The organism is Nitrospirota bacterium (assembly GCA_013388455.1).
In the GTDB taxonomy this organism is placed as follows: Bacteria; Nitrospirota; Thermodesulfovibrionia; order Thermodesulfovibrionales; family SM23-35; genus JACAFF01.
Genome location: JACAFF010000039.1, coordinates 59,357 through 84,290 on the forward strand (window position 1 = coordinate 59,357; position 24,934 = coordinate 84,290).

Below are 24,934 nucleotides of genomic sequence, written 5' to 3' on the forward strand. Positions count from 1 at the left end.
TATTTACAGATTTGTTAATTCTATGTTATTTTTAAGTTTACGAAAAATTTGAAAGGTGGTGAAGTGATGGCGATTGATAAGACATCTAAACAGTCAATAATCAATGACTTTAGGTTACACGAAAATGATACAGGTTCACCTGAAGTGCAAATTGCATTATTGAGTAAAAGAATAAATTATCTTACCGAACATTTCAAAACCCATAAAAGAGATCATCACTCAAGAAGGGGACTTTTAAAACTTGTAAGTCAAAGAAGGAGGCTACTTGATTACCTGAAATCATCAAATAAGGAAAGATATGAAAAGGTAATAGAACGTTTGGAAATAAGAAAATAATGTATAAAGTTGAAACAGAAATTCATGGCAAGAAACTTACTCTGGAGACGGGAAAAATTGCAAAACAAGCTGATGGGGCAATAATTGCCCAATATGGTGATACTGTTGTACTTGCGACTGCTGTAGCAGATACAACATTAAAAGAAGGCCTCGATTTTATCCCTCTCACTATAGATTATCAAGAAAAAGCATATTCAGCAGGAAAGATTCCCGGAGGTTTTTTCAAACGGGAAGGACGTCCAAGTGAAAAGGAGATACTTACATCACGTCTAATTGATAGACCTATTAGACCATTATTCCCGAAAGGATTTTATCATGAAACCCAGGGTATTGTAAGTGTCCTTTCTTATGGAGATGAGAATATCTCAGATATACTTGGTATTATAAGTATGTCCGCAGCTCTTACAATTTCTGATATTCCGTTTAAAACACCTGTTGGTGCAGTTAGAATTGGAAGGGTTGCAGGTTCATTTGTAATAAATCCCGACTTGAGGGTTGTTGAGGAATGTGACTTAAATCTAATTGTTGCAGGAACCGAGGACGCTGTTGTAATGGTAGAAGGTGAAGCTCTCGAAGTATTAGAAGCAGATCTTATTGAGGCTTTGGATATTGCACATGAGGAAATTAAACATATATGCAAACTTCAGAGAGAGTTTCAAGTTAACGCAGGAAAAGAAAAAAGAAGTATCGCAGTACCTGAAATAAATCAAGAACTTAAAAAAGCTGTGAATGAAATAGCTATTGATAAAATTAAATCTGCTATTACCATACCAGATAAGATCAAGAGGCAACGATCCCTTGATGAAATACTGAAAGAAGTAATAGATCAATTAAATACTGATGAGAAGGATCTAACTCTTGATATTGCCGCAGTATTCAATGAAATTGAAAGAGAACTGGTAAGAGGTATGATAATAAATGAGAACAGGCGTGTTGATGGCCGAACAAATAAAGACATAAGACCGATAAGTGCTGATGTTGGTATCCTCCCCAGAACTCATGGGTCAGCTTTGTTTATCAGAGGTGAAACACAGTGTCTTGCTGTTGTAACCCTTGGAACATCAGATGATGAACAAAAGATAGATTCACTCGATGGTGAATCATTTAAAACATTTATGCTGCATTATAATTTTCCTCCATTCAGTGTTGGAGAAGTAAAACCATTGAAATCTCCAGGAAGGCGAGAGATAGGGCATGGTATGCTTGCTGAAAGAGCACTCAAGGCTATTATCCCTCCAAAACCAACATTCCCCTATACTATAAGGATTGTTTCAGATATTCTTGAATCAAATGGCTCATCTTCGATGGCAACAGTTTGTGGAGGTTCCCTGGCACTTATGGATGCAGGCGTTCCAATAAAATCACATGTTGCCGGAATTGCAATGGGTCTTATTAAAGAAAATGAAAAGGTTGTTATACTTACAGACATACTTGGACTTGAAGACCATCTTGGAGATATGGACTTTAAGGTAACAGGGACTGAAAAAGGTATAACTGCTTTCCAGCTTGATACAAAGATAGGCGGAATAACTCGTAATATTATGGAAGAGGCTCTTGAGCAGGCAAGACAGGGGAGACTTTTTATACTTGAAAAAATGAAGGAAACAATTAGTGTACCAAGAGAAAATCTTGCTCCAAATGCGCCGAGAATCTATACTATGCAGATAAAACAGGACAAAATACGCGACGTGATAGGAACAGGGGGGAAGGTTATAAGAGGGATTGTTGAGCAGACAGGAGTAAAGATAGATATAGAGGACAGCGGTATTATAAATATTGCATCACCTGACGGTGAATCTGCAAAAAAAGCAATTGAGATAATAAATAGTATTACAGCGGAAGCTGAACTCGGGAGAATATATCTCGGAAAAGTGAAGAGAATCGTTGATTTTGGTGCTTTTGTAGAGATACTGCCTGGAACAGAAGGCTTATTACATATATCGCAGATATCAGATAGAAGGATAGCAAAAGTAACTGATGAAATACACGAAGGAGACGAAGTACTGGTAAAAGTTATTGAAATTGATAAGATGGGCAGAATACGTCTTTCAAGAAGAGAAGCCATGAGAGAAAAGAGCGAGATAAAAAGAAGATAAGAAATAATAAATATTACAAAAGGGGATATATTAGGTGTATCCCTTTTTAATTTTTATTAGGTTCATTTCGGGGGTAACAAAGGCAGTCTTTATCGCAGAATTCAGGGATAAATTAACTTGTTAAATAAATTACGAGTATAACTATGTATGTAAGAGAACATTTATCAAATAATATTCCGGTTGTTATGGAAGTGCTCAAGAACATGAGGTCAGTTGTCCTTGGCGTGTGGGTTAAAGTAGGAGCAAGAAATGAGAATCCAAAAAAAAGTGGGATTTCACATTTTCTTGAACATATGTTTTTCAAGGGGACAAAGAAAAGAAGCGCAAAGGATTTAGCAGTTGAGATCGATTCACTTGGAGGTGAGCTGAACGCATTTACATCAAGAGAGACTACAACTTTCTATGTGAAGATACTCGACGAATATCTTGAAAAAGGCATTGATCTTTTATCAGATATTTTTTGTAATTCTATATTTCCTGAAGATGAGATAGAGAAAGAGAAGAGGATTATTAAGGAAGAAATAAAGATGGTCGAGGACTCGCCGGATGATTATATTCATGATTTATTTAATCATACCGTATGGGGCAATACAGGACTTGGACAATCTGTGCTTGGGAAAAGAGAAACGATAAGGTCTTTTACAAAAAATGATATTATGAGACATATAAAAACCTACTATGGAAAAGAAAATATTGTTATATCCTGTGCAGGTAACTTTGAACCTCAAAAATTACTTAAATTATTGAATAAAAGCTTCATCAAAATACAAAATAGTTGTTGCTCAGAAAAAAACAACATTCCTGAATTTAAGAATAGGGTTGAATTATTTGAAAAAGAACTTTCAGAGGCTCATATATGTTTTGGTATTAAAGGGATTCCACAGGCAAGCAATAAGAGATATGCACTTTTTCTTTTAAACACAATTTTAGGAGCTGGTGTTAGTTCAAAGCTTTTTCAGGAAATAAGAGAAAAAAGAGGATTGGCGTATACAATATATTCTTTTCTCGCATCATATTTTGATACGGGTTTGTGGGGAATATATGCCGGGGTAAGCAGAAAAAATGTGACTGAAGTAATCGAACTCATTATGATGGAAATGTTTAGTTTGTGGAAAACTATTAATAAAAAAGAACTTGAACGTGCGAAAAATCAGCTAAAAGGAAATATTATGCTTTCGCTTGAGTCTACAAGCAGTCGGATGAATAATATTGCACGCCAGGAGATATATTATGGAAAATACTATTCTCCAAAAGAAATTATGCAAAAAATTGATGTTGTAACTATAGATAAACTGAAACAACTTGCAGAAGAATTGATCGATCAAAAGCTATTTGCATTGACTGTCTATGGTCCTGTTAAAGAAGAGCAGTTGAAGGGGTTTTTATGATATAATTATTATGTTTTTAACATACTGATTTCTCTCATCTTTCTGAGCTTTATACTCTTTTTAATTAGGAGGAAATTATGCCAGCATATGAGTATATCTGCAAAGACTGTGGGAATGAGTTTCTGGTTTTTCTTTCTATCAAGGAATATGAAGCAAACCCAAAAGTTAAATGTTCAAAGTGCCAGAGCGACAATGTTGTAAAGAAACTTACTTCTTTTTATACAAAGACGAGTAAGAAATCTTAAATGATATTTTGTATTTTTTGAATTAAGACTGAAATTCCTTTTCAGTCGTCGTGGCTTCTGTATTTTTAAAAATTTTATTACATTTCTGGGTTGAAAAGATGAAATTTAGATGATTATAGAACAGAAAATCAGACATTTATTTCCTGATGAATCGCATATTCCTGAAAAGTTTTTATTAAAAAAACAGGTTATTTATAATCAATACCTTATAAATGGAGAGCTTCAAGAATGGTCAGGGAAAATGTGCGATGTTATTTCTCCTGTCCGTCTTAAAAATTCAACTGGTATATTTCAAAAAGTAATAGGAAAGTATCCAAGTCTGACAGAAAAGGAAGCTATCGAAGCACTTAATTCTTCTCTTCAGGCATATGATTATGGAAGAGGAATCTGGCCTTCATTGCCATTAGTTGAAAGAATAGGATATTTTTTAAATTTTGTCGAACATTTGCAGAAAAAGAAGGAAGAAATAATTACTCTGCTGATGTGGGAAATAGGGAAACTGTATACCGATTCCCAAAAAGAATTCACCCGCACAGTGTCTTATATTAAAAACTCAATAAAAAAACTTAAAGAATTTCACAGTAATTCATTAAAACCTCTAAGAGGAAATAGACTAATAGGAAAGATAAGGTTTACACCATTGGGTGTTGTTCTCTGCATGGGACCTTTTAATTACCCATTATATGAAACCTTCACGATTCTTACTCCTGCCCTTTTAATGGGAAATACTGTTATTATGAAAACCCCTAAATATGGTATTCTATTATTCCATCATATAATTAATGCATTTAAAAGTTCATTCCCACCAGGAGTCGTTAATATAATACACGGTGACCCAAAGAACATTATATCGCCTATTATTAAATCAGGTAAAATAAATGTGCTTGCATTTACAGGATTAAAAAGCACAGCAGAATATTTGATGAGTCAGCATCCAGATCCTCAGAAACTCTTTACAATTCTTGGTTTAGAAGCAAAGAATCCCGCAATTATTCTTCCAGATGCAGATATTTATCAGGCTGTTGAGGAATGTTTAAAGGGCAGTCTTTTTTTTAACGGACAAAGATGCACAGCCTTGAAAATAATATTTGTTCACACAAAAATCGTTAAACAATTTATCAAAATGTTTAAAGAAGCGATTGAAAGAATTGGTTTTGGGATGCCTTGGGAAAAGGGAGTAATGATAACACCACTTACAGAACCGGACAAGCCTGTGTATCTGAAGAAATTAATTATGGATGCTGAAAATGGTGGCGCTAAAGTAATAAATGATTATGGTGGAACTATAAATCAAACCTTTTTTTATCCTGCTCTGCTTTATCCTGTTAATTTAAAAATGAGAATATATACCGAAGAACAATTTGGACCTGTAGTCCCTGTTGTTCCATTTGATGATATTCAGGAGCCTGTGCAATATATTATCGAGTCAGTATATGGACAACAGTTGAGCATATTCGGAAATGATGCTGATATTATTTCAAAGCTTATTGATATTCTGATTCATCAGGTATGTAGAATAAACATAAACAGTATGTGTCAGCGGGGGCCGGATAAATTTCCTTTTGGTGGTAAAAAAGATTCCGGAGGTTGTGTATTATCTATTGCAGATGCGCTACAACTTTTTTCTATGAAGATGATTATTTCTGCGAAAAAAAGTGAAGATGTTTTTTTAAACATTTATAATAAATAAATATTATTTATGTATAATATTTCAGGAGGAATCATGAAATATCAAATAGGCAGAATTGGACGCGTAGTTGTGGCAAGATTTGAGGATAAAGAAGATATTCTTACGAATATCATTGACATTGCAAAAAAAGAAAATATAAAAAACGCAATACTTTATATAGTAGGCGGAATAAAAAAAGCAAGAATAGTTGTAGGACCTGAGAGAGATGAGCTTCCTCCAACGCCTGTATGGAAAGAAATAAATGAAAGTCATGAGATTTTAGGAATTGGCACAATTTTCTGGCAGGAAAATGAACCTAAAATTCACTTTCATGGTGCATATGGGAAGAAAGATTTAGTTTATGTTGGATGTCTAAGGGAAAAATCAGAAACATTTCTGATCATTGAAGCTGTAATTTTTGAGATCAATGATATAAATGCACAAAGAGAATTGGATAAAGAATCAGGGTTAAACCTTCTTAAATTATAATGAATAAGGTTAATCAAATGAATGAGATGATTGATTTTGTTCTTCACAAATGTCCTATCGGGCTTATTATTTTAGATAAGAAGATGGATATAGTCTTTAAAAATAAAAAAGCAGATATTTTTCTAAAAAGATTTGAGTTGCCCGATGATGTCATTAATATAATCAGAAGAATTTTTAATGCTATAGATGACAAACGACTGGACGAACTATTTCCTGGTGAAATTTATGTATTTAAAAAATTTGAAGGTTCTCCCAGTAATTGGAGATTCAGATTTTATATATATGAAAAGGATGACCCTCTAATATATATTTTGATTATTGAAGAAACTATTTCAAACAAATTAGATATGAACGATATACGAAAACAATACCGTTTAACAAGAAGAGAGACTGATGTGCTGAGAAGGGTATTGGATGGCTTAAAGAATATTGAGATTGCTGAAGAACTCGAGATAACAGAACAGACTGTCAAAGACCATCTCAGTAATATTTATATTAAAATGAATTCTGAGAACAGATTAACGCTTTTGCGAAAACTGTTAGGTACTCCGAATATGAATTCTTAATCAATTTTCTAAAATGAAGAACACTGCGGTAAGATCGCTGTATATTTAAATTTGTGAATATCTTCTCTGCTGTCCAAAATAATTCTGTGAAGCATGTGACTCAATTTATGGAGCGAAATAAACTACCTCTATGTATATTAAAAATCTATGAATAAAATGGGGTAGATTTATTTTCACATCCTACCTGTGTAGGATTGACTTCAACAAAATAATAAACAACAATATAATTAAAAAATAAATATATTTGCTGAACGAAGAAGAGGGTTTTATTCATGAATTTCTTGATTATTCTTATTGCATTGCTTATAGCATTTGCTGTTCTTATAATGACATATAAAATTGGAAAATACGCCGGCAGCAGTGAAAAACAGGAATATAAAAATACAGAACACAAAGAATATCTCAAAGAATTAGTTTTCAGAGACAGGCAAATACAGGAACTTCAATCTAAAATAGAAACCCTAAACAATCTAAACAGCAGGTATTTATCTTTCACGCTCAAAATACCTTTGGTTGTGCAGCGACTCAATGCGACCCTCGATATGCAGGAAATCATAGCTTCTGTTAAGCAGTTGATAAAAGATGTCATACAGACAGACAAAGTTGAAATTTTTATGCATGACGCATCAGACAATATGCTTAAAAGATTTCTGTTAAAAGGTGAAGAAGGAGAAATAGCGTCATATGCTATAGGTAAGGGACTGATAGGTATAGCCGGTAAGGATAAAATGATACGCCTGAAGAGCCAGTTTAGAAAAAACGAAGTAAGCAACGGGGCATCTGAACTGGATGAATTTTTCAGCATGGCTGTGCCTATAGAATTTAAGGGAAAACTTCTCGGAGTTATAGGTATTGGAAATATTGAACAACCCACCGGTAACGAAAGTAACTTGATGAGGATGATCGCTGATATAGCAGGCGTAGCGCTTATCAATCGAGAGCTGATTGGTGAAGCAAAACAGAAAGCCGATACAGATCCATTAACCGGGATAAGCAATAGGAATTATTTCTTTCAGATGGCCCAGAATCATGTTGAGAAGGCATTACGAGACCGAACACCTATTTCGATATTTCTTTTTGATATAGATAATTTTAAACATTACAATGATACAAACGGTCATGACGCCGGTGACAGACTTCTGAAAGAACTCTGTGAGCTTGTCAGCGGGATTACACGTAAAAATTCGGTTTTTGCACGTTATGGAGGAGAAGAATTTATTGTATTACTGCCCGGAATATCTAAAGAAGACGCATATATCTATGCTGAACGTGTTCGTAATAAGATATCCAAACATCCTTTTAAGCACGGAGAGAAGCAGCCTTCTGGCCATATATCAATCAGCGGGGGTATATCAACCTTTCCGGATGACAGCGATAATATCTACAAAGTTATCAAACTTGCCGATAGTTTACTCTACAAGGCAAAATCTGGAGGTAGGGACCTTGTTCTTTCCTATAAACCTTATATCTTTTCAGAGCAGACTGAAAATGATAATTTTTATAGGGTATATAAAAATTAAAATTATAAAATAGAGAGGCGCAGATGGAAGAAAAAAGACAGCATGAAAGATTTAAAACTGACATTACAATAATCAAAGGTAAGATGCTATTTGCTGATATTGTAGTGATTCGGGATATATGCGAAGGGGGCATATCACTTAAGGCTAACAGAAGATTAAATTTAGGTAATGAATACACTATTAGAATAGAGGATAAAGTAAAAATGATACCTGTTAAAGGAATAGTCGTGTGGTCTAAATTAAGTGAATCCATGGCAGATATAAATGGTAATGTTATTCCAATATATACAGCAGGTATGAAATTTAATAATAATTCTCATGAAATACAAAATGAAATAATACAATTCATAGAACGGTATAAAAATATTAATGCAAACAACCTCCACCTGATATTCAATGTTAATGACTCAAAAGCCCTCATTCTGGAATTCGATAAAAAATATAAAGTAAAAGAAGTCAACCTCAGCGGTATGCTAATTGAGGGTAATCAAGCACCGGAGATTGGAAGTAATTTAAATATAGAAGTTGACTCTTTCAAGCAGGAGCCAGTTCATATAACAGGAAAAGTAACTTCATGCAACCTGATTGAAAATGAGTCAGCAGATATTTATCATGATATAAGAATAGAATTTACTAATATATCAGAAATTAATGCTGAAATGATGACTAAAATATTTTTGACTGTAAACAGTCATGATGAAATTCTACAGGCTGTAAGCTTTCAGTGATAGAGTTATTTTATTGATTCCCCATAATCATCAAAGTGCTTATTACTGACTTAGCTACAAGTGATATGAAATTGAAATCAAGCGTTTCTTTTTTATCATGAAACGTGTGATAGTGTGGATTTCTGAACATTGCTGTATCTGTTAGCATTACAGCCGGGTATCCATAATTCCAGAATGAGGCATGGTCACTGAAACGCGTTTCTGGAATTAAACGGCCTGATAAAGGGACTTTATAAGTAATGACAGAAAGTTCTGGAACATATGATTTTGCTATCTGATAGAAATTATTCATTAAGAAATTTGATTTTCGATTTGCTATAACACCTAAAAAATTACCTGTTCTGGGAACAGGTATTCTTACAAAAAGAGGCACAATTTGACTTCCTTCAGAATTATCTGTATACCCAACAGATTCGAGAATAAATACAGCCTTATACTTTTTATTTAACTTTTTAGAGTTTCTGGCAAAATGGTCACTGCCTATAAGAAAATGTATAGTTTGTGGTTGAGGTTCTTCAAGGGTAAAAGCAACAAATTCAATATTTATTTTAAAGTTATATTTACTCAAAAGACGAGCTGATTCAAGTAAAACTGCTATACCACTTGCATTATCATCAGCACCCGGGCTTCCCCATGCTGCATCATAATGTGCTCCGAGAAGGATATATTCATTAGAATTAGAATTATTGATGGAATGTAAAGTAGCAGCTATATTTCTATATTTTCTTCCGTGAAATAATAGATACTGATTTTCTACAGAAAGACTGAAAGAACGAAATGTATCTTCAATAAAAGAAGCTCTTTTTTCAACTTCGTTATAGTTCTCCCATCCGTGTCGTAATCCCTCTATTGCAGAAATATATTTATACAGTCTTTCATTGCTGACTTTAGAAATTAAATCAACGATTGTGGAATTTATATTTTCCAATATGCAGATACCCTGACGGTATTATCCAGAAAATATGTTAATAATAGCGTATTATTGCATTATGATTTCATGCAAATTTTCAAGAGCAACATTCAGTCGTTCGATATCTTTTGTGCCACCTTGAGCTAAGTCTGACTTTCCACCGCCTTTACCACCTGTAAAAAGAGAAATTCTTTTCATGATATCTCCTGCATTGTATCTATCTATCAAATCTTTAGTAACCATACATACAATTGAGGCCTGACTATCGGTAACAGATAATACAACAATAATGCCGGATTTTAGACGATTTCGAACGTTATCAGCTAAAAGACGAAGTTCTTCATGATTTAATCCGTCCTGTCTTATTTTTACAATCTTCACTCCGTTCAAATCATATGCATTTTTTAAAGCATCATTAATGATATCTTTTGAAGAACCTGTTTTCAGTTTTTGAATTTCTTTTTCGAGAGCTTTTGTATCTAAGAGAAGTTTTTCGATCTTTTCTATAGGTTTTTCAGTCTTTAAAAATACTTTTATATTTTCAAGTGTAGTTTTCTGCTGCCTCAAATATTCAAATGCATGTTTTCCTGTTATTGCCTCAATTCTTCTGATACCAGAAGCAACACTACCTTCTGAGATAATTACAAAAATGCCTATTTCTCCTGTAGCCCTGCAATGAGTTCCCCCACACAATTCTTTGCTGAAATCTCCTGCAGAAACTACCCTGACGGTTTCGCCATACTTCTCATCAAATAATGCTACAGCGCCAGATTTCATTGCATCGTCGATTTTCATAATATCTGTTATGATTGGCAAATTATCAATTATTTTTTCGTTCACAAGATCTTCAATCTTCCTGATTTCATCAGGATGCACAGCTGTAAAATGTGTAAAATCAAATCTAAGTCTATCAGGACTTACTACAGACCCTGATTGTTTTACATGTTCGCCGAGTATTATCCTGAGAGCCTTATGAAGAAGATGGGTAGCAGTATGATTTCGCATGATTGACTTTCTTGAACCTTCATCCACCTTGCAAGTAACTCTATTACCTTTATTTATTTTACCTTTTAATACCTTTACAAAATGAACATGAATATCTGTAGTAGTTTTTTTTGTATCTAAGACTTCCAGCATTGAATTATCTGTCTCTATAATACCTTTATCTCCTATCTGACCTCCTGATTCACCATAAAAAGGGGTTATATCAAGAATAATATTTCCTTCCTCACCAGCTTTTAGCTCATCCACAACAGTTCCATCTTTTAAAATTGCCTTTACAATAGCTTCTGTTTCCAGCGTATCATAACCAACAAATAGAGTTTTACCATCTATCATATGTAAATCAACAGTAATTGCTGGTAGTTCTTTAGTAGCTAATCTGATTTTTGATTTCTCTCGATGTAGTTCCATCTCCTTATGCAAAGCATTCTCATCTATAATTAATCCTGCATCCATTGCTATGTCTTTTGCAAAATCAAGAGGTAAACCATGTGTATAGTGAATTCTCGCAACTTCCTCTCCAGGAATTAACTGAAGTCCACTCTTTTTGACTTCAGCCACTAAATCATCAAACAGTAACATCGCTGTTTCTATAGTGCGATTAAAATTATCTTCTTCAATTTTTAAGAGTTTGTTTGTTCTGTTTTGTTCTTTGATAATTTCAGGATAAATTTTGCCCATAACATCTATGACAGATTCAGTCAATTTATATAGACAGGGTTCGTGCATGCCAAGAAGCCTTGCGTGTCTTGAAGCTCTTCTGATGATTCTTCTAAGGACATAGCCTCTACCCTCATTTGAAGGTGTAAGACCTTCAGATAGTATAAAAACAATAGCCCTAATATGGTCTGCTATAACCCTTAATGATGTATCTGTTACAATTGAGTTGCCATAACTTATATTCGATAAAGAAGAAATATCTTTGATAATGGGTTGAAAAAGGTCGGTATCATAATTAGTTGATTTCCCTTGCATTATTGCACTGATTCTTTCAAGACCCATGCCTGTGTCAATACTTGGTTTTGGTAGTGGGGAAAGATTACCATGAACGTCCCTATTATATTGCATAAAAACGAGATTCCAGAGTTCAAGAAATCTATCACAATCGCATCCAGGAGAACATTCAGGTTTTCTGCATCCAATTTCTTCTCCCTGATCAATTATTATCTCAGAGCAAGGCCCGCATGGTCCTGTATCTCCCATCTGCCAGAAGTTATCTTTTGCAGCGAGTCGCACAATTTTTTTGTCAGGTAATCCGGTTAGCTCTGACCAGAGTTGTGCTGCTTCGTCATCTCTTTCGTAAATTGATACGTAGAGCTTTTCCATTGGTAATTTAAACCACTCAATAAAAAGTTCCCAGCTGAATAAAATTGCCTCTTTTTTGAAATAATCACCGAAAGAAAAATTCCCTAACATTTCAAAAAAAGTATGGTGACGTGCGGTATGCCCTACATTTTCAAGATCACTGTGTTTTCCACCAGCCCTCATACATTTCTGACATGATACAGCGCGCGTATAAGTGGCCTTTTCCTCACCAAGAAAAATTTTCTTAAACTGATTCATACCAGCATTTACAAAAAGAAGGGTGGGGTCATTCCATGGAATGAGTGGTGAACTCAAAACTAGAGTATGATTTTTTGTTATAAAATATTCTAAAAAAGCTTCTCTTATTTCAGAACTAATCATTATATTTATTTTATATAAATTAATTTACCATCATAAAAAAGAAGAATCTTTGTCCCAATAATACCAAAACTTCCAGTGATTGAATAAATCCATTCTTCTCTTGTTTTTCCGTCATAGGGCGCTAAAATTTTTATGGTTTCAGGTGATCCCCAGGCATATCTAACCTCTGTTGGAGTCATACCAAGTGCAATTTCTCCTTTTCTGATATGGTCCTGTATCTCCGGCGGAGAACCTTTTATTTCCTCTTCTGTATACCTTACAGGTGTAGCGCATCCGGCTTGAATAAATAATAAAACTAATGAAAATAGAAAAATTACTTTTTTCATTTTTAATCCTCCTCTGTTTTTATTTTTTTTAAAGCCTTAATTATCGTATCGTATTGATATCTTCTTCTTAAAAGAAGGTTATATAGTCTCTTTCTGATAATTTCTGGTGAATATTTTACAAGTGAATTTATTTTTCTATCAATAAGCTTTTGAGCATTAATTAGATCATCACTTTCTTCACTTTGGAATATTTCTTCAATAATATCTCTTGATATACCATGTCTGATAAGGTAGCTTTTTGCTCCATTTATGCTCAACAGTTTTGTATCTAAGGCCTTGTTTTTCAGGTTTTTTGCTAAGGAAAGGTCATCAATAAGGCCGATTCCTTTAAGGTATTTTATTGTAGAAGTAATAGTAGAATTTGTGAAGCCTTTCTTTTTAAGTCGCTCTTCTATTTCTTTTTGACTTCTTGCTTTATAGCTTAAGAGTTTTAAAGCATACTGTCTTGCTTTTTGAGCATCGATAATAAAAGCGCCTTTATCGTGCAAATCTATCAATTTTCATCTTGTCCTTATCATCAGGTTTTTCAGGTCTATAAGTTAATTGTTCTTCTATAGATAGTTCACTTGTTGACTGTATCCCTTTTACTTTAAGAACGAAATCATCAGGATTTGTTGCGCGCTTAAGTGCTTCTTCATAAGATATCAGTCCTGATTTGAAAAGACTGAAAAGAGATTGATCGAAAGTCTGCATAGCATAGTGTATAGCTCCTTGTTCTATTACATCAGGAATAGTTTTAGTTTTGTCAGGGTCAAGTATGCAGTCTTTAATCGTAGCAGTTGCTACAAGCACTTCTACAGCAGGAACCCTGCCTTTACCATCTGCTCTCGGGACAAGTCTCATAGAAATTATACCTTTTAAAACTGATGCAAGTTGCATTCTTACCTGTTTGTGCTGATAAGGTGGAAATACTGCAATAATTCTATTTACTGTTTCAGTAGCATCAATAGTATGAAGTGTACTTAGAACAAGATGTCCTGTTTCTGCTGCTATTAGAGATGTCTGAATAGTTTCAAAATCACGCATTTCACCTACAAGGATTATATCAGGGTCCTGTCTCAGAGCCTGCCTTAGAGCTTTGCTAAAAGACTCTGTATCGCTACCTATTTCTCTCTGGTTAACGATACTTTTCTTGTCCCTGTGAAGATATTCAATAGGGTCTTCAATTGTCATAATATGATCTGTTCTGGAAGAGTTGATTAAATCTATCATTGAAGCAAGGGTTGTAGACTTACCACTCCCTGTAGTGCCTGTTACAAGAATTAGGCCTCTCTGTTCCATAGCAATCTTTTTAATTACTTCAGGAAGATTTAATTCTTCGATAGTTGGAATCCTTAAAGGGATAACCCTGAAAACTAACCCGATAGTTCCTCTCTGCATAAAGATATTACACCTGAATCTTCCCAGCCCCGGGACACTATATGCAAGATCAATATCATTCTTCTTTTTAAAAACTTCAGCCTGCCCAGGTGTCATTACAGAGAGAGCTAATTTTGTAGCATCTTCATGTGTTATCCTTTTCTCTGAAGTGAGTGGATTAAGTTCTCCGTGAATTCTTACTATCGGATAAGAACCAACTTTTATATGCAGATCAGAGGCCTCAAGTGAATTTGCTTTTTTAAGAAGATCATTTACATCCATAATTTACCTCCTTATGCTACAAGACTCGAAAATCTTGTTCTCGATCTCCTTTGAGATCTCGATATTATTTTTTAAATATTCCTTGGTATTTTCACGTCCTTGCCCGATCCTGCTACCGCCATAACTATACCAAGCACCTGACTTTTCGATAATTCCCTTCTCTACTCCAAGGTCAATGATTTCACCAACTCGTGAAATTCCCTCGTTAAAATATATATCAAATTCAGCCTGTTTAAAAGGTGGAGCTACTTTGTTCTTAACAATTTTTACTCTGACTCTTCCCCCGATAGTCTCTTGATTCTCTTTAATATTTTCAATTCTGCGTATGTCCAGTCTCATTGAAGAATAAAATTTAAGTGCGGTACCACCTGTAGTGGTTTCTGGATTTCCGAATAATACGCCGATCTTCATTCGTATTTGGTTGATAAAAATAACAGTAGTCATTGATTTAGAAATAGCAGCAGTTAATTTTCGGAGTGCCTGACTCATAAGCCTTGCTTGAAGACCTGGTAAGGAATCGCCCATTTCTCCTTCTATTTCAGCTTTAGGTACCAATGCAGCAACAGAGTCAATAACGATCAAATCTACAGCACCACTACGAACAAGGGCTTCAGCCACTTCGAGGGCTTGTTCACCTGTATCTGGTTGCGAGACGAGTAAGTCTTCAATTTTTATACCGATTTTCTGTGCATAATTAATATCAAGTGCATGCTCCGCATCAATAAAAGCAGCAACACCACCTGCCTTCTGTGCCTGTGCTATTGCATTTAAAGCGAGAGTTGTTTTCCCTGAAGCTTCAGGTCCGTAAATTTCTATCACCCTTCCTCTTGGAAAACCGCCAACTCCAGTTGCAATATCGAGAGATAAAGAACCTGTTGGTATAACCTGTAGTGGTTCAGAAGGTCCTTCTGCCCCGAGTCGCATGATGGAGCCTTTACCAAAACTTTTTTCTATTTGAGAAATGGCCATTTCAAGCGCTTTAAGCTTATCCTTATTCGTCATTCTTCCTCCTAATTATGGGTATATCATAAAGGCAACTATACTCTGCCCCTTTTGGTTTTAAATCACTTTTCATTAATTTTATGTTATCAACATAAATAGATCCAAAATCTTTATCTTTAAAATCTTCCAGATTATTTATTATATGCATAATGCCTTTTTGTGAGCGTACCCTTCCGATTGTTAAATGAGGTTTAAATTCCTTCTCATCCTTTTGATAACCAAGTGAAGAAATAGATTGTTCGATAGCATTCCTTAAATTAATAAGTATCTCTGAATCTTTAATACCAATCCAGATTACCCTTGGATGTTTTTTATTTGGAAACACACCTGTTCCATATATTTTAATATAAAAAGGACTGTATGGTAATACTGCTTCATTAAGAGTTTCATTTATCTTTGTTAAGAAGCTTTGAGGTGTGTTACCAAGAAACTTCAGAGTAAGATGAATATTCTCTGGGTTTACCCATTTAATATCTGCGTCATATTTTTTTAATAAGTCAGTCATTTCTATAATCTGTTTCTTTAAGCTATCTGGTGTCACAATAGCTATAAAACATCTTAAATTCATTTAATCCTAAAAATTAATCAAATGCATTATGATGTTAGTATACAGAGCTGCAATCATATCATCAACCATTATCCCAATACCCCCACTTAAAGAAGATTCTAACATCTTTATAGGAAATGGTTTTAGTATATCGAAAATTCTAAATAAAAAAAAGGCTAACAGGGCATTGGGTATATTAAATGTAACAAAAAATACTGAAAGGAGATAACCGCAGAATTCATCAATTACAATATGTCTGCTATCTTTTTCATTTAAGAGTCTTTCAGCACGATGGGCGCAAATAAATCCTAAAGGGATAATGATTACGAGGAAAATACTGAGAATTTTTAAAGAAGGTTTTGTAATTATATAAACTATACATGCTGATAATGTTGCAAAAGTTCCAGGTGCAATAGGTAGATATCCTATAAAACCTAATGTTGCGATATATTTAATTGCTGAGTTCATATTAGGACGATTTCTACATAATCTCTATTCTTGTATTATACGATATGTAAAATGTATCTTTGCCGTGCCTTCAAGTGTAGCTTTTACAGAACAATATTTGTTCATTGAAAGATCAATTGCCCTTTTTACTGCTTCTTCAGAAATATTTTTCCCCTTTACAAGAAATTCAAGATATATCTCTGTGAATTTTTTAGGATAGTCTTCCGACTTTTCTCCTTTTACAGATATTTCAAGAGATGTTACTTCCTGTTTCTTTTTTTTAAGAATCGAAATGACATCCATTCCTGAACATCCTCCAGCAGCTAATAGCAGTAACTCCATTGGTCGTGGACCAGTATTTTGTCCACCGACAGCAGAATCAGCATCCATAACAATTGCATGACCGGAAGAAGAATCTCCTATAAACTGTAGTCCTTTAACATGTGTTATTTTCGCACTTAGCATCTAATCCTCCTTTTTTTTGTTTATGATAATTTTTGATGAAACTATGTTATTCTAATATACCTTTTATATTATATTGAAAGTAATTTTTGAATAAATTATCATAACTATATAGTATAAGTATAAAATTTATATTAAAAACCAAATATAGGACAGATTAGCATGGACGCTGTTATTCTTGCTGGTGGTGAAAATAAAAGAATGCCTTTCATAAAGAGTTTTATAAAAATCAATAATAAAAGAATTATAGAGTCGAATATCGAATTGCTTGGGAAAATATTTAATAGAATTATAATAAGTACAAACAGCCCTGAAATCTATTTTTATCTGGGTCTTCCAATGATCGGAGATGTCATAAATACAAGGGGACCGATGACAGGGATTTATTCTGTATTAATTAATCCTGATATAAATGATATATTTGTAATAGGTTGTGATATGCCTTTCATAAAGAAAAAATTGATAAAATTTATACTTAGCAAATGGAATAATGAATGGGACTCAATCGTGCCTTTATTTAATAGTAAACCTCAGCCTCTTTTAGGCATTTATTCAAAGAGAGTTTTAACTAAAATGGAAATAGCTATAAATAATAATCAGAGAAGTTTAATGGATTTTTTATGCAAAATTAATGTCTTGTTGATTAAAGAAGGAGAGGTGAAGGAAATAGACCCTGATGGCAGGTCGTTTGTAAATATTAACACATTAAAAGATTTTAAGAAAGAAATGGGAGGTAGAAAATGTTTGGTTTAAGTATGCAAGAGTTGGTTATTATTTTGATAATTATTCTTGTGCTTTTCGGTGCTACGAGATTGCCGCAGATCGGAAGCGGAATAGGGCAAGCAATAAGAAATTTCAAGAAGAGCGTAAGAGAGGCTGAGGAAATCGATGTAACACCGAAAAAAGAAAATACTAAAGAAAAGAAGAAAGAAGAAATAGACAAAGAAGAAAGTGCATAGAGGAGCTATTGCAGAGATAAATTTATCAGCAATAGCGAACAATCTACATATTGTTAAAGATATTGTTAGATATAGACCGGTAATTGCTGTGGTAAAGGCTGATGCTTATGGTCATGGTGCGATTGAGGTATCAAAAAGTCTTTTGAAAGAAGGAATTTCTCATCTGGCTGTTGCTTTTATTGATGAAGCTTTAGAGCTCAGGAATGCACGTATTAAAGCACCTATCATTGTTTTATTTGATAGAACAGATATAAAAGAATTTTTTAGATATAATCTCATTCCTGTAATTCACAATATGGATATGGCGGTTTCCTTTAATAAAGAGGCAAATAAACATGATAAACAGATAAAGGTTCATGTAAAGATTGATACGGGAATGGGTAGACTCGGATTATACGGGAAAAATGTTATCCAGGATCTGATCAGAATAGGAAGAATGCCTGGAATTGAATTAGAGGGTATTCTAAGTCATTTCTCAGAAGCTGACCTCTCAGATAGATCATATGCGGATATTCAGCTAAATCGTTTCAAAAAAATTTGCAAAGAAGTTTCAAAGAGTTTGAAAAAGAATTTGTTATTACATATAGCAAACAGTGCTGCGGTTATAGCTTATAAAGATGCACATCTTGATGCTGTAAGGCCTGGGATAATGCTATACGGGTATTCACCAATATCAACGATTAATGGTGAATATTTTATCCGTGAACTCATTCCTGCGATGACAGTCAAATCGAAGATTCTTTCTATTAGAAAATTATCAAAGGGGACTCCGATAAGTTATGGTAGAACATTTGTAACTAAAAGAACAAGTAGAATAGGGGTTATTCCTGTAGGATATGCCGATGGATACAACAGATTATTCTCAAATAATGCAGATATGCTTGTTAGAGGAAAAAGGGTTCCTGTTGTCGGAAGGGTCTGTATGGATCTAACCATGATTGATCTTACAGATGTAAAAAATGCTACTGTGGATGATGAAGTAATTATTCTTGGAAAACAAAAGGATGAGAGTATCGATGCTATTGAGCTTGCGCAAAGAGTTAATACAATTCCATATGAGATTCTGACTTCTATCGGAAGCAGATCAAAGAGAATATATGTTTAAATTCATTGAAGTCATCGGAAGAACAATTATGAGATTCTCTGAATCTCTTGGTCAAATAATAATTTTATTTTATCATTTGTTGAGGCAATTGTTACATCCTCCTTTTGAATTGAGAAATAGTTTCAAACAGATGCTCGAGATAGGAGTTAAGTCTTTGCCTGTTGTTTTAATAACCGCAGTTTTTACAGGAATGGTTTTTGCCTTGCAAACATATACAGGTTTTAAACGGTTTGGAGCTGAAGCATTGGTTGGAACTGTGGTAGCCCTTTCAATGACAAGAGAACTCGGGCCTGTTCTTACTGGACTTATAGTTGCAGGAAGGGCTGGTGCAGCAATGGCAGCAGAGCTTGGAACAATGAGAGTTACAGAACAGATTGATGCTCTCGAGACATTAGCTACTAATCCTATAAAATACTTAATCGTGCCAAGATTTATAGCGGGTGTTTTCATGTTACCGGCACTTTCAACCATTGCCGATATAACAGGTATTATTGGTGGTTATTTTATCACTGTCGGAATTTTTGAAACAAGTTCTATCGTATACTGGAAAAGGACGTGGGATTATTTGGAGGTTAGTGATATTTATAATGGTTTAATTAAAGCAGGTTTTTTTGGTGCAAGCATTTCACTGATAAGTTGTTATAAAGGGTTTTATACATCTGGTGGAGCTGAGGGTGTTGGAAGAGCAACGACAGGTGCTGTAGTTCTATCATCTATGACAATACTGATATCCGATTATTTTCTTTCAGCCTGGTTATTTAAGTGATAGAAATTGTAAATTTGCATAAATCTTTTAATAACAACCATGTTTTGAGAGGAGTAAACCTGACAATCGAGAAGGGTGAAAGCATGGTAGTAATAGGAGGAAGTGGTTCCGGTAAAAGTGTTCTCTTAAAACATATTATCGGTATATTGAAGCCTGACGATGGTAAGGTATTTATAGAGGGCATTGATATAACATCATTAAAGGAAAATGAACTTTATGAAATAAGGAAAAAATTTGGTATGCTTTTTCAGATGGCAGCACTTTTTGATTCAATGAGTGTCTGGGAAAACATAGGGTTTTCGCTCCTCAGACATAAGAAAATGAAACAAGAAGATGTTAAATCAATAGTAATTGAAAAACTAAAGCTTGTAGGTCTTTCAGGAGTTGAGAATTTAATGCCTTCAGAACTTTCTGGCGGAATGAAAAAACGTGTTGGACTGGCAAGAGCCATAGCCCACGAACCTGAAATACTTCTTTATGATGAACCCACAACAGGACTTGATCCTATCATGGCAGATGCAATAAACGACCTGATAATCGAAATGAAACAGCGCCTTTCTGTAACATCTGTTGCTATTACACATGATATGAATAGCGCATATAAGATTGCTGACAGAATTGCAATGCTATATGAAGGAAAGATAGTAGAGATAGGGACTCCTGAGGAGATAAAGAATACAAAGAATGCTGTTGTAAAACAGTTCATAACTGGTAGTGCAATAGGACCGATCAAAATAGAAGGAGTGCACTATGAGAGGAATTTCAACTGAGCTTAAGGTTGGTTTATTTGCAGTTGCTGTTATTATAATTCTGGCTTTTATGACTTTCCGAGTTGGAGGTATTAACTGGCTAAAAAAAGAAGGTTACATAGTTTATATCTATTTCCAGAATATCGCAGGACTTGATGAAAAAACAAAAGTGAAGGTTGCGGGTGTTGATGCAGGTCTAATAGAAAAGATTGAATTGAAAGACGGAATGGCTAAATTGACTGTTAGAATAAATCCTGATGTTAAATTATATAATGATGCAAGTGCATCTATTAAAGCAGCAGGTCTTCTTGGAGATAAATATCTTGATATAAAGACAGGTTCTTTAGAACCAGTTATGAGAAGTGGTGATACTCTGAAGAATGTCAGTGAGATAGTAGACCTTGATGATCTGACACGTAATCTTACAGCAGTTTCAGGAAATATAAATATTCTTGCAAAATCGCTTATTGAAAGTATTGGAACAGAAGAATCCAAAGATGCACTGAGAAAATCTATCGTTAATCTTAAATACATAACAGAAGGGCTAAAAGAAACAATTGATGTGAATGACCAGAAATTAAGAACGGCTCTTGATAATATAAATAAATTGGCAACTTCTATAAATGATTTAATAGACAGAAATAGGGAATCTGTAACAACAGCAGCAAGCAATATTAAAGATTTTTCAGATTCCCTAAAAAATGAAGGGCCCCAACTCGTTTCAAATCTTAATAAAGCAGCGGCTGAATTGAAAGCGATGATAGAGGAAAACAGACCCAGAATCATGAAGGTTACTGATTCAATTGATCAAATAGCAAAAAAGATAGACAAGGGAGAGGGAACACTTGGCAAATTGATTCAGGATGAAAGTCTTTACAAGTCTGTAACAAAGGCTGCAGAAGGGATTGAGAAGACTGTGTCTGCTGTTGAAAGGTTCAGGACATTTTTAACTTTTCAGGGTGAATACCTCACAGAACCAAAAGACGCAAAAGGTTACTTTTATTTAACCATCAAACCAAAACCTGAAAGATATTACATCCTTGGTATAGTCAGTGACCCTGTTGGCAAAATAAACACTACCAAGACTGTAAAGACTACTGAGGCAGGAACGTTTAAAGTTAAAAAAGAGGAGATCGAAGACAGATTAGAGTTTACAGCACAGTATGCTATGAGATATAAGGATGTTGCATTAAGGCTTGGTTTTACAGAAAGCACTTTTGGTGTTGGAACAGACCTTTTTTTCAATAAAGACAGAGGTAGAATAACTGCTGATATATGGGATTTTGATAGTGAGGAGAAAAACTCAAAAAGTCCTCATATTCGTTTAGGTCTCGATTACTTTCTATTTAAGAATCTATTTATAACTGCTGGTGCGGATAATATACTTAATGAGAGATGGCGCGGTGCATATGCAGGTGCAGGGTTGAGAATTGAGGATGAAGATTTGAAATATCTTTTTGGAACATTACCAAGAATATCACCATAGAAAAGGATGGGGTTCTTCTAAATCAAAACCTAAATAATGTAGATATTGCTCAAAAATTTCTTTAACTCGATGAATTTATTAAATTATTTTTATTTGTTTATGGATAAAAATATTCATAAAATCATTAGTTATAGGTAGACTAAGGTATCGAAAAATAAATTTTTTCGCAACATCTGCATTATACAGTTTTGATTTTCTAAGTTTTAATAGATTAATCTTCAAAAGAGAGGAGGTGAAAATGGTGAAAATTCCTTTTATGAAGCAAATTTCATGGTACTTAGTCATAATCATGTTTCTTATAGGAATTGCTCCGAAAGTCGATGCTGGACTTGCACCTTCAGAACTATTATCTCTTTCTCAGTATGACCGTGTTGCTGATTTAGAAAAAATTCAAAAAGCTATTGAAATAAAAGCTGTAAGTGAGAGGCTGAAACAATTTGGATTAACGCAAGATGAAATTCATAAGAGACTTTCTCAATTAAGTGATCAACAGATTCATCAGATTGCCTTGCAACTCGATAGTTTGAATATAGGAAAGGATAATGCACTTGGTGTAATTATAGCGTTGCTTATAATTGCGATACTTGTGGTGATATTGCTGAAGCTTACTGGTCACAGAGTTATTATTACAAAATAAAAATTACTCAAATCTATTGATCCCCTCCCCTCTGAGACCAAAAGAGGGGAGGGTTAATAAAAAAACATGGTTCGAAAAAAAAAACCTTAAAATATAGATTAATATTTTTAAATTATATTTTGTTTATATTATCCTCCTGTATTCCGCTCAGTGTGATCCCCGAAAGCAGTCATAATAATAAAATAATAGAAAATGTGCCATTTTTCCCACAGGATGCTTATAAATGTGGTCCCGCTTCACTTGCAGGTGTCTTAAATTACTATGGAGTTAATGAGTCACCTGATGATATTACTCGCGAAATATTTAGCAAAGGTGCGAAAGGGACTTTGACTATGGATATGTTCTTATATGCGGAGAATAAAGGTATGTATGTAAAACAATACATTGGAAATATCGAAGATATCAGAAAAAATATTGACTCTAATAATCCACTTATCGTTCTCGTTGATTATGGAATTTATTTTTATAAAAAAAATCACTTTATGGTTATCATTGGCTATAATGAAAGAGGTGTTATTGTAAATTCAGGTAGGAAAAAAGGGCAGTTCATATTCTACGATGATTTCTTAAAAATATGGGAAAAAACAAATTTCTGGACACTGCTGATAAAAAAATATAAGTATAAAATATAAAATATTTGTCAGAAAGTAAATGATATGGCTAAATTCCTGAATCAAAATAAATTACCTTTGGTGAGAATTTTAGTTTTATCTTGTGGTATTGTTTTCTCGATTCTAATATTGTCCTGTTCATTTCCAAGAATTATAGTACTTGACGATCCTTTGAGTCCTGAAGAACATCTGAATCTTGGTGTTACTTATGAAAGAAATGGAGAATTTGATCATGCCTTGAAAGAATATCATACTGCTTCAAAAAAACTACCTTTAGCATATTTATATATAGGGAATATCTACTTTCATAAGAATGAATACAAGGAAGCAGAAAAGTATTATATAAAGGCAATAACGAAAGATGTCAAAAATGCAGATTTATATAATAATCTTGCATGGCTTTATTACAAAAAAGGAGAAAATCTTGAAGAGGCAGAAGGACTTGCGTTAAAAGCTCTCAAGATGAATCCTGAAAAAAGTGATATCTATCAGGATACACTTGAGAAAATAAGGGAAAGAAAACAGAATAAAAAATAAGAATTATGTTAATCTTTCTTAAACAGGTGCGAAGGTGGATGTGCTATATGATCCCAGGGATGTGTGCAATGGACATATATATTCTTGGAAACGCATGCATATTATTAGGCATTGATCTATGGTGGTTCATGAAACCGAAGGGGAACTAAAATAAATCGTAAATGAAAAATTAAATGCGATCTAAAAGTTCAATCTGGAGAACAAATTTATGAGAAATAGGCGCTGGTATAAACGAATTGTTGTATCAGGGAATGCAATTTTGACATTTAAAAAAAGAGGCGAGATTAGGTCAGTTCATACACTGATAGCCAATATTTCTATGAGAGGAATAGGTTTGTATTCATATAGTTCTATAAAGGTTAATACAAAAGTATCGATTACGACTAATTTCATATCTTTTAGGGGTAGATTGAAAAAGGATTTTATTGAAGGAAGGGTTGTAAGCAACAAGAAGATAGGTTATACCCATTTTCTGGGTATAGAGTTTGATGAAGAAATAAGTGCTCAAAAACAGCCATCCTTATTCAAACGCCTGAAATCTCCTTTCATAAAAAGGTGACGTTACAAAAAATCCGGTTTAGACTTTCGAATCCAGCATAATTGTCACAGGCCCGTCATTGGTAAGATGAACTTGCATAAATTTTCCAAAAGCGCCTGTAGCAACTTTTAAGTTGTATTCTTTTAAACGTCTAATGAATTCGAGATATATTTTTTCTGCTTTTAATGGTTCTTCTGCTCTTTCAAATGAAGGCCGGTTGCCTTTTTTACAGTCAGCTGAAAGTGTAAACTGAGATACTACTAAAATCTCTCCATTTATATCCTGAACCGAAAAGTTCAATTTTCTCTCTTTGTCTTCAAAAATCCTCAGATTTTTAACCTTTCTGACAATATAATCTATGTCTTTTTCTGTATCGTCTTTGATAACACTAAAGAAGATCAACATTCCCTTACCAATTTCTGATATAACATTATTCTCTACAATAACACTTGCATTTAAAACACGCTGAATTAGTGCTTTCATGTG

The 24,934-nt window shown here is 34.0% G+C and carries 29 protein-coding genes; 19 read left to right on the forward strand and 10 right to left on the reverse strand.

Translation table 11 applies throughout. The annotated features are described in order from the left end of the window. The first annotated feature begins 66 nt into the window (after positions 1–66). The 9 genes from rpsO (at position 67) to HXY53_08870 (ending at position 9,037) form a co-directional block, all read left to right on the forward strand. Positions 67–336 carry a 30S ribosomal protein S15 gene (gene rpsO / locus HXY53_08830; GenBank protein NWF76650.1) on the forward strand — a complete coding sequence of 90 codons (270 nt, stop codon included), beginning with the start codon at positions 67–69 and terminating at the stop codon, positions 334–336. After that, positions 336–2,432: a polyribonucleotide nucleotidyltransferase gene (pnp, locus tag HXY53_08835; protein NWF76651.1), complete on the forward strand. Its 2,097-nt coding sequence runs from the start codon at positions 336–338 to the stop codon at positions 2,430–2,432. The genes rpsO and pnp overlap by 1 nt, the downstream gene beginning before the upstream one ends. Before the next feature lie 143 nt (positions 2,433–2,575). After that, positions 2,576–3,820 (forward strand): insulinase family protein, encoded by a 1,245-nt coding sequence (locus tag HXY53_08840; protein NWF76652.1) that lies wholly within the window; start codon positions 2,576–2,578, stop codon positions 3,818–3,820. A 77-nt stretch (positions 3,821–3,897) separates the two neighbouring features. Further along, the gene (locus HXY53_08845; GenBank protein NWF76653.1) at positions 3,898–4,065 is read left to right on the forward strand and encodes a zinc ribbon domain-containing protein; all 168 of its coding nucleotides are present in this window, start codon (positions 3,898–3,900) and stop codon (positions 4,063–4,065) included. 109 nt (positions 4,066–4,174) lie between these two features. Next, a complete protein-coding gene (locus tag HXY53_08850) occupies positions 4,175–5,755 on the forward strand; it encodes an aldehyde dehydrogenase family protein (protein ID NWF76654.1) in 1,581 nt (526 codons plus the stop codon). A 33-nt stretch (positions 5,756–5,788) separates the two neighbouring features. After that, a complete protein-coding gene (locus HXY53_08855) occupies positions 5,789–6,223 on the forward strand; it encodes a DNA-binding protein (protein ID NWF76655.1) in 435 nt (144 codons plus the stop codon). Between the two features lie 17 nt (positions 6,224–6,240). Next, entirely contained in the window at positions 6,241–6,789 is a 549-nt protein-coding gene (locus HXY53_08860; GenBank protein NWF76656.1) for a helix-turn-helix transcriptional regulator, read from the forward strand. 272 nt (positions 6,790–7,061) lie between these two features. Then, the gene (locus HXY53_08865; protein ID NWF76657.1) at positions 7,062–8,309 is read left to right on the forward strand and encodes a diguanylate cyclase; all 1,248 of its coding nucleotides are present in this window, start codon (positions 7,062–7,064) and stop codon (positions 8,307–8,309) included. A gap of 23 nt (positions 8,310–8,332) precedes the next feature. Further along, positions 8,333–9,037, forward strand: a complete 705-nt coding sequence (locus HXY53_08870; GenBank protein ID NWF76658.1) for a PilZ domain-containing protein — start codon at positions 8,333–8,335, stop codon at positions 9,035–9,037. Between the two features lie 10 nt (positions 9,038–9,047). On the opposite strand, the gene HXY53_08875 is transcribed toward HXY53_08870, so the two are convergent. From HXY53_08875 to HXY53_08915, 9 genes are read right to left on the reverse strand one after another with little or no spacing between them, the layout of a single operon-like run. Beyond that, complete coding sequence (locus HXY53_08875; protein ID NWF76659.1) at positions 9,048–9,965, reverse strand: M28 family peptidase; 918 nt, start codon at positions 9,963–9,965, stop codon at positions 9,048–9,050. A 51-nt stretch (positions 9,966–10,016) separates the two neighbouring features. After that, positions 10,017–12,635 (reverse strand): alanine--tRNA ligase, encoded by a 2,619-nt coding sequence (alaS, locus tag HXY53_08880; GenBank protein NWF76660.1) that lies wholly within the window; start codon positions 12,633–12,635, stop codon positions 10,017–10,019. Positions 12,636–12,640: 5 nt separating this feature from the next. Then, positions 12,641–12,961 carry a hypothetical protein gene (locus tag HXY53_08885; protein NWF76661.1) on the reverse strand — a complete coding sequence of 107 codons (321 nt, stop codon included), beginning with the start codon at positions 12,959–12,961 and terminating at the stop codon, positions 12,641–12,643. A 2-nt stretch (positions 12,962–12,963) separates the two neighbouring features. Beyond that, a complete protein-coding gene (locus HXY53_08890; GenBank protein NWF76662.1) occupies positions 12,964–13,458 on the reverse strand; it encodes a regulatory protein RecX in 495 nt (164 codons plus the stop codon). Next, positions 13,439–14,602 carry a type IV pilus twitching motility protein PilT gene (locus HXY53_08895; GenBank protein ID NWF76663.1) on the reverse strand — a complete coding sequence of 388 codons (1,164 nt, stop codon included), beginning with the start codon at positions 14,600–14,602 and terminating at the stop codon, positions 13,439–13,441. Before HXY53_08895 ends, HXY53_08890 begins: the two co-directional genes overlap by 20 nt. A 3-nt stretch (positions 14,603–14,605) precedes the next feature. Further along, the gene (gene recA / locus HXY53_08900) at positions 14,606–15,604 is read right to left on the reverse strand and encodes a recombinase RecA (protein ID NWF76664.1); all 999 of its coding nucleotides are present in this window, start codon (positions 15,602–15,604) and stop codon (positions 14,606–14,608) included. Next, positions 15,594–16,172, reverse strand: a complete 579-nt coding sequence (thpR, locus tag HXY53_08905) for an RNA 2',3'-cyclic phosphodiesterase (protein ID NWF76665.1) — start codon at positions 16,170–16,172, stop codon at positions 15,594–15,596. The genes recA and thpR overlap by 11 nt, the downstream gene beginning before the upstream one ends. Positions 16,173–16,178: 6 nt before the next feature. Further along, on the reverse strand, positions 16,179–16,619 hold the full coding sequence (locus HXY53_08910; protein NWF76666.1) for a phosphatidylglycerophosphatase A: 441 nt from the start codon (positions 16,617–16,619) through the stop codon (positions 16,179–16,181). A 24-nt stretch (positions 16,620–16,643) separates the two neighbouring features. Continuing rightward, on the reverse strand, positions 16,644–17,063 hold the full coding sequence (locus HXY53_08915) for an OsmC family protein (GenBank protein NWF76667.1): 420 nt from the start codon (positions 17,061–17,063) through the stop codon (positions 16,644–16,646). 159 nt (positions 17,064–17,222) lie between these two features. Here HXY53_08915 and HXY53_08920 point away from each other — a divergent pair, with 159 nt between their 5' ends. The 10 genes from HXY53_08920 (at position 17,223) to HXY53_08965 (ending at position 24,469) form a co-directional block, all read left to right on the forward strand. Next, positions 17,223–17,813, forward strand: coding sequence for a molybdenum cofactor guanylyltransferase (locus HXY53_08920; GenBank protein NWF76668.1), 591 nt, complete (start codon positions 17,223–17,225; stop codon positions 17,811–17,813). Beyond that, positions 17,801–18,019, forward strand: a complete 219-nt coding sequence (locus HXY53_08925) for a twin-arginine translocase TatA/TatE family subunit (protein ID NWF76669.1) — start codon at positions 17,801–17,803, stop codon at positions 18,017–18,019. The genes HXY53_08920 and HXY53_08925 overlap by 13 nt, the downstream gene beginning before the upstream one ends. Next, a complete protein-coding gene (alr, locus tag HXY53_08930; protein NWF76670.1) occupies positions 18,012–19,124 on the forward strand; it encodes an alanine racemase in 1,113 nt (370 codons plus the stop codon). Before HXY53_08925 ends, alr begins: the two co-directional genes overlap by 8 nt. After that, entirely contained in the window at positions 19,117–19,890 is a 774-nt protein-coding gene (locus HXY53_08935) for an ABC transporter permease (GenBank protein ID NWF76671.1), read from the forward strand. The genes alr and HXY53_08935 overlap by 8 nt, the downstream gene beginning before the upstream one ends. Further along, positions 19,887–20,660: an ABC transporter ATP-binding protein gene (locus tag HXY53_08940; GenBank protein NWF76672.1), complete on the forward strand. Its 774-nt coding sequence runs from the start codon at positions 19,887–19,889 to the stop codon at positions 20,658–20,660. Before HXY53_08935 ends, HXY53_08940 begins: the two co-directional genes overlap by 4 nt. Next, positions 20,641–22,125 (forward strand): MCE family protein, encoded by a 1,485-nt coding sequence (locus HXY53_08945; GenBank protein ID NWF76673.1) that lies wholly within the window; start codon positions 20,641–20,643, stop codon positions 22,123–22,125. Before HXY53_08940 ends, HXY53_08945 begins: the two co-directional genes overlap by 20 nt. 238 nt (positions 22,126–22,363) lie before the next feature. Further along, entirely contained in the window at positions 22,364–22,762 is a 399-nt protein-coding gene (locus HXY53_08950; protein NWF76674.1) for a PA2779 family protein, read from the forward strand. A gap of 194 nt (positions 22,763–22,956) precedes the next feature. Continuing rightward, the gene (locus tag HXY53_08955; GenBank protein ID NWF76675.1) at positions 22,957–23,394 is read left to right on the forward strand and encodes a C39 family peptidase; all 438 of its coding nucleotides are present in this window, start codon (positions 22,957–22,959) and stop codon (positions 23,392–23,394) included. A 24-nt stretch (positions 23,395–23,418) separates the two neighbouring features. Then, positions 23,419–23,910 carry a tetratricopeptide repeat protein gene (locus tag HXY53_08960; GenBank protein ID NWF76676.1) on the forward strand — a complete coding sequence of 164 codons (492 nt, stop codon included), beginning with the start codon at positions 23,419–23,421 and terminating at the stop codon, positions 23,908–23,910. A 208-nt stretch (positions 23,911–24,118) separates the two neighbouring features. After that, entirely contained in the window at positions 24,119–24,469 is a 351-nt protein-coding gene (locus HXY53_08965; protein NWF76677.1) for a PilZ domain-containing protein, read from the forward strand. An 18-nt stretch (positions 24,470–24,487) separates the two neighbouring features. Here HXY53_08965 and HXY53_08970 read toward each other — a convergent pair whose 3' ends face one another. Beyond that, positions 24,488–24,931 (reverse strand): D-tyrosyl-tRNA(Tyr) deacylase, encoded by a 444-nt coding sequence (locus HXY53_08970; protein NWF76678.1) that lies wholly within the window; start codon positions 24,929–24,931, stop codon positions 24,488–24,490. Positions 24,932–24,934 lie beyond the last annotated feature (3 nt).

What these genes read in the sequence shown, in the direction of transcription:
- rpsO (NWF76650.1), top strand. Translation starts at nt 67, where the DNA reads ATGGCGATTGATAAGACATCTAAACAGTCAATAATCAATGACTTTAGG.
- pnp (NWF76651.1), top strand. Translation starts at nt 336, where the DNA reads ATGTATAAAGTTGAAACAGAAATTCATGGCAAGAAACTTACTCTGGAG.
- HXY53_08840 (NWF76652.1), top strand. Translation starts at nt 2,576, where the DNA reads ATGTATGTAAGAGAACATTTATCAAATAATATTCCGGTTGTTATGGAA.
- HXY53_08845 (NWF76653.1), top strand. Translation starts at nt 3,898, where the DNA reads ATGCCAGCATATGAGTATATCTGCAAAGACTGTGGGAATGAGTTTCTG.
- HXY53_08850 (NWF76654.1), top strand. Translation starts at nt 4,175, where the DNA reads ATGATTATAGAACAGAAAATCAGACATTTATTTCCTGATGAATCGCAT.
- HXY53_08855 (NWF76655.1), top strand. Translation starts at nt 5,789, where the DNA reads ATGAAATATCAAATAGGCAGAATTGGACGCGTAGTTGTGGCAAGATTT.
- HXY53_08860 (NWF76656.1), top strand. Translation starts at nt 6,241, where the DNA reads ATGAATGAGATGATTGATTTTGTTCTTCACAAATGTCCTATCGGGCTT.
- HXY53_08865 (NWF76657.1), top strand. Translation starts at nt 7,062, where the DNA reads ATGAATTTCTTGATTATTCTTATTGCATTGCTTATAGCATTTGCTGTT.
- HXY53_08870 (NWF76658.1), top strand. Translation starts at nt 8,333, where the DNA reads ATGGAAGAAAAAAGACAGCATGAAAGATTTAAAACTGACATTACAATA.
- alaS (NWF76660.1), bottom strand. Translation starts at nt 12,635, where the DNA reads ATGATTAGTTCTGAAATAAGAGAAGCTTTTTTAGAATATTTTATAACA.
- HXY53_08885 (NWF76661.1), bottom strand. Translation starts at nt 12,961, where the DNA reads ATGAAAAAAGTAATTTTTCTATTTTCATTAGTTTTATTATTTATTCAA.
- HXY53_08895 (NWF76663.1), bottom strand. Translation starts at nt 14,602, where the DNA reads ATGGATGTAAATGATCTTCTTAAAAAAGCAAATTCACTTGAGGCCTCT.
- recA (NWF76664.1), bottom strand. Translation starts at nt 15,604, where the DNA reads ATGACGAATAAGGATAAGCTTAAAGCGCTTGAAATGGCCATTTCTCAA.
- thpR (NWF76665.1), bottom strand. Translation starts at nt 16,172, where the DNA reads ATGAATTTAAGATGTTTTATAGCTATTGTGACACCAGATAGCTTAAAG.
- HXY53_08910 (NWF76666.1), bottom strand. Translation starts at nt 16,619, where the DNA reads ATGAACTCAGCAATTAAATATATCGCAACATTAGGTTTTATAGGATAT.
- HXY53_08915 (NWF76667.1), bottom strand. Translation starts at nt 17,063, where the DNA reads ATGCTAAGTGCGAAAATAACACATGTTAAAGGACTACAGTTTATAGGA.
- HXY53_08920 (NWF76668.1), top strand. Translation starts at nt 17,223, where the DNA reads ATGGACGCTGTTATTCTTGCTGGTGGTGAAAATAAAAGAATGCCTTTC.
- HXY53_08925 (NWF76669.1), top strand. Translation starts at nt 17,801, where the DNA reads ATGTTTGGTTTAAGTATGCAAGAGTTGGTTATTATTTTGATAATTATT.
- HXY53_08935 (NWF76671.1), top strand. Translation starts at nt 19,117, where the DNA reads ATGTTTAAATTCATTGAAGTCATCGGAAGAACAATTATGAGATTCTCT.
- HXY53_08945 (NWF76673.1), top strand. Translation starts at nt 20,641, where the DNA reads ATGAGAGGAATTTCAACTGAGCTTAAGGTTGGTTTATTTGCAGTTGCT.
- HXY53_08950 (NWF76674.1), top strand. Translation starts at nt 22,364, where the DNA reads ATGGTGAAAATTCCTTTTATGAAGCAAATTTCATGGTACTTAGTCATA.
- HXY53_08960 (NWF76676.1), top strand. Translation starts at nt 23,419, where the DNA reads ATGGCTAAATTCCTGAATCAAAATAAATTACCTTTGGTGAGAATTTTA.
- HXY53_08965 (NWF76677.1), top strand. Translation starts at nt 24,119, where the DNA reads ATGAGAAATAGGCGCTGGTATAAACGAATTGTTGTATCAGGGAATGCA.
- HXY53_08970 (NWF76678.1), bottom strand. Translation starts at nt 24,931, where the DNA reads ATGAAAGCACTAATTCAGCGTGTTTTAAATGCAAGTGTTATTGTAGAG.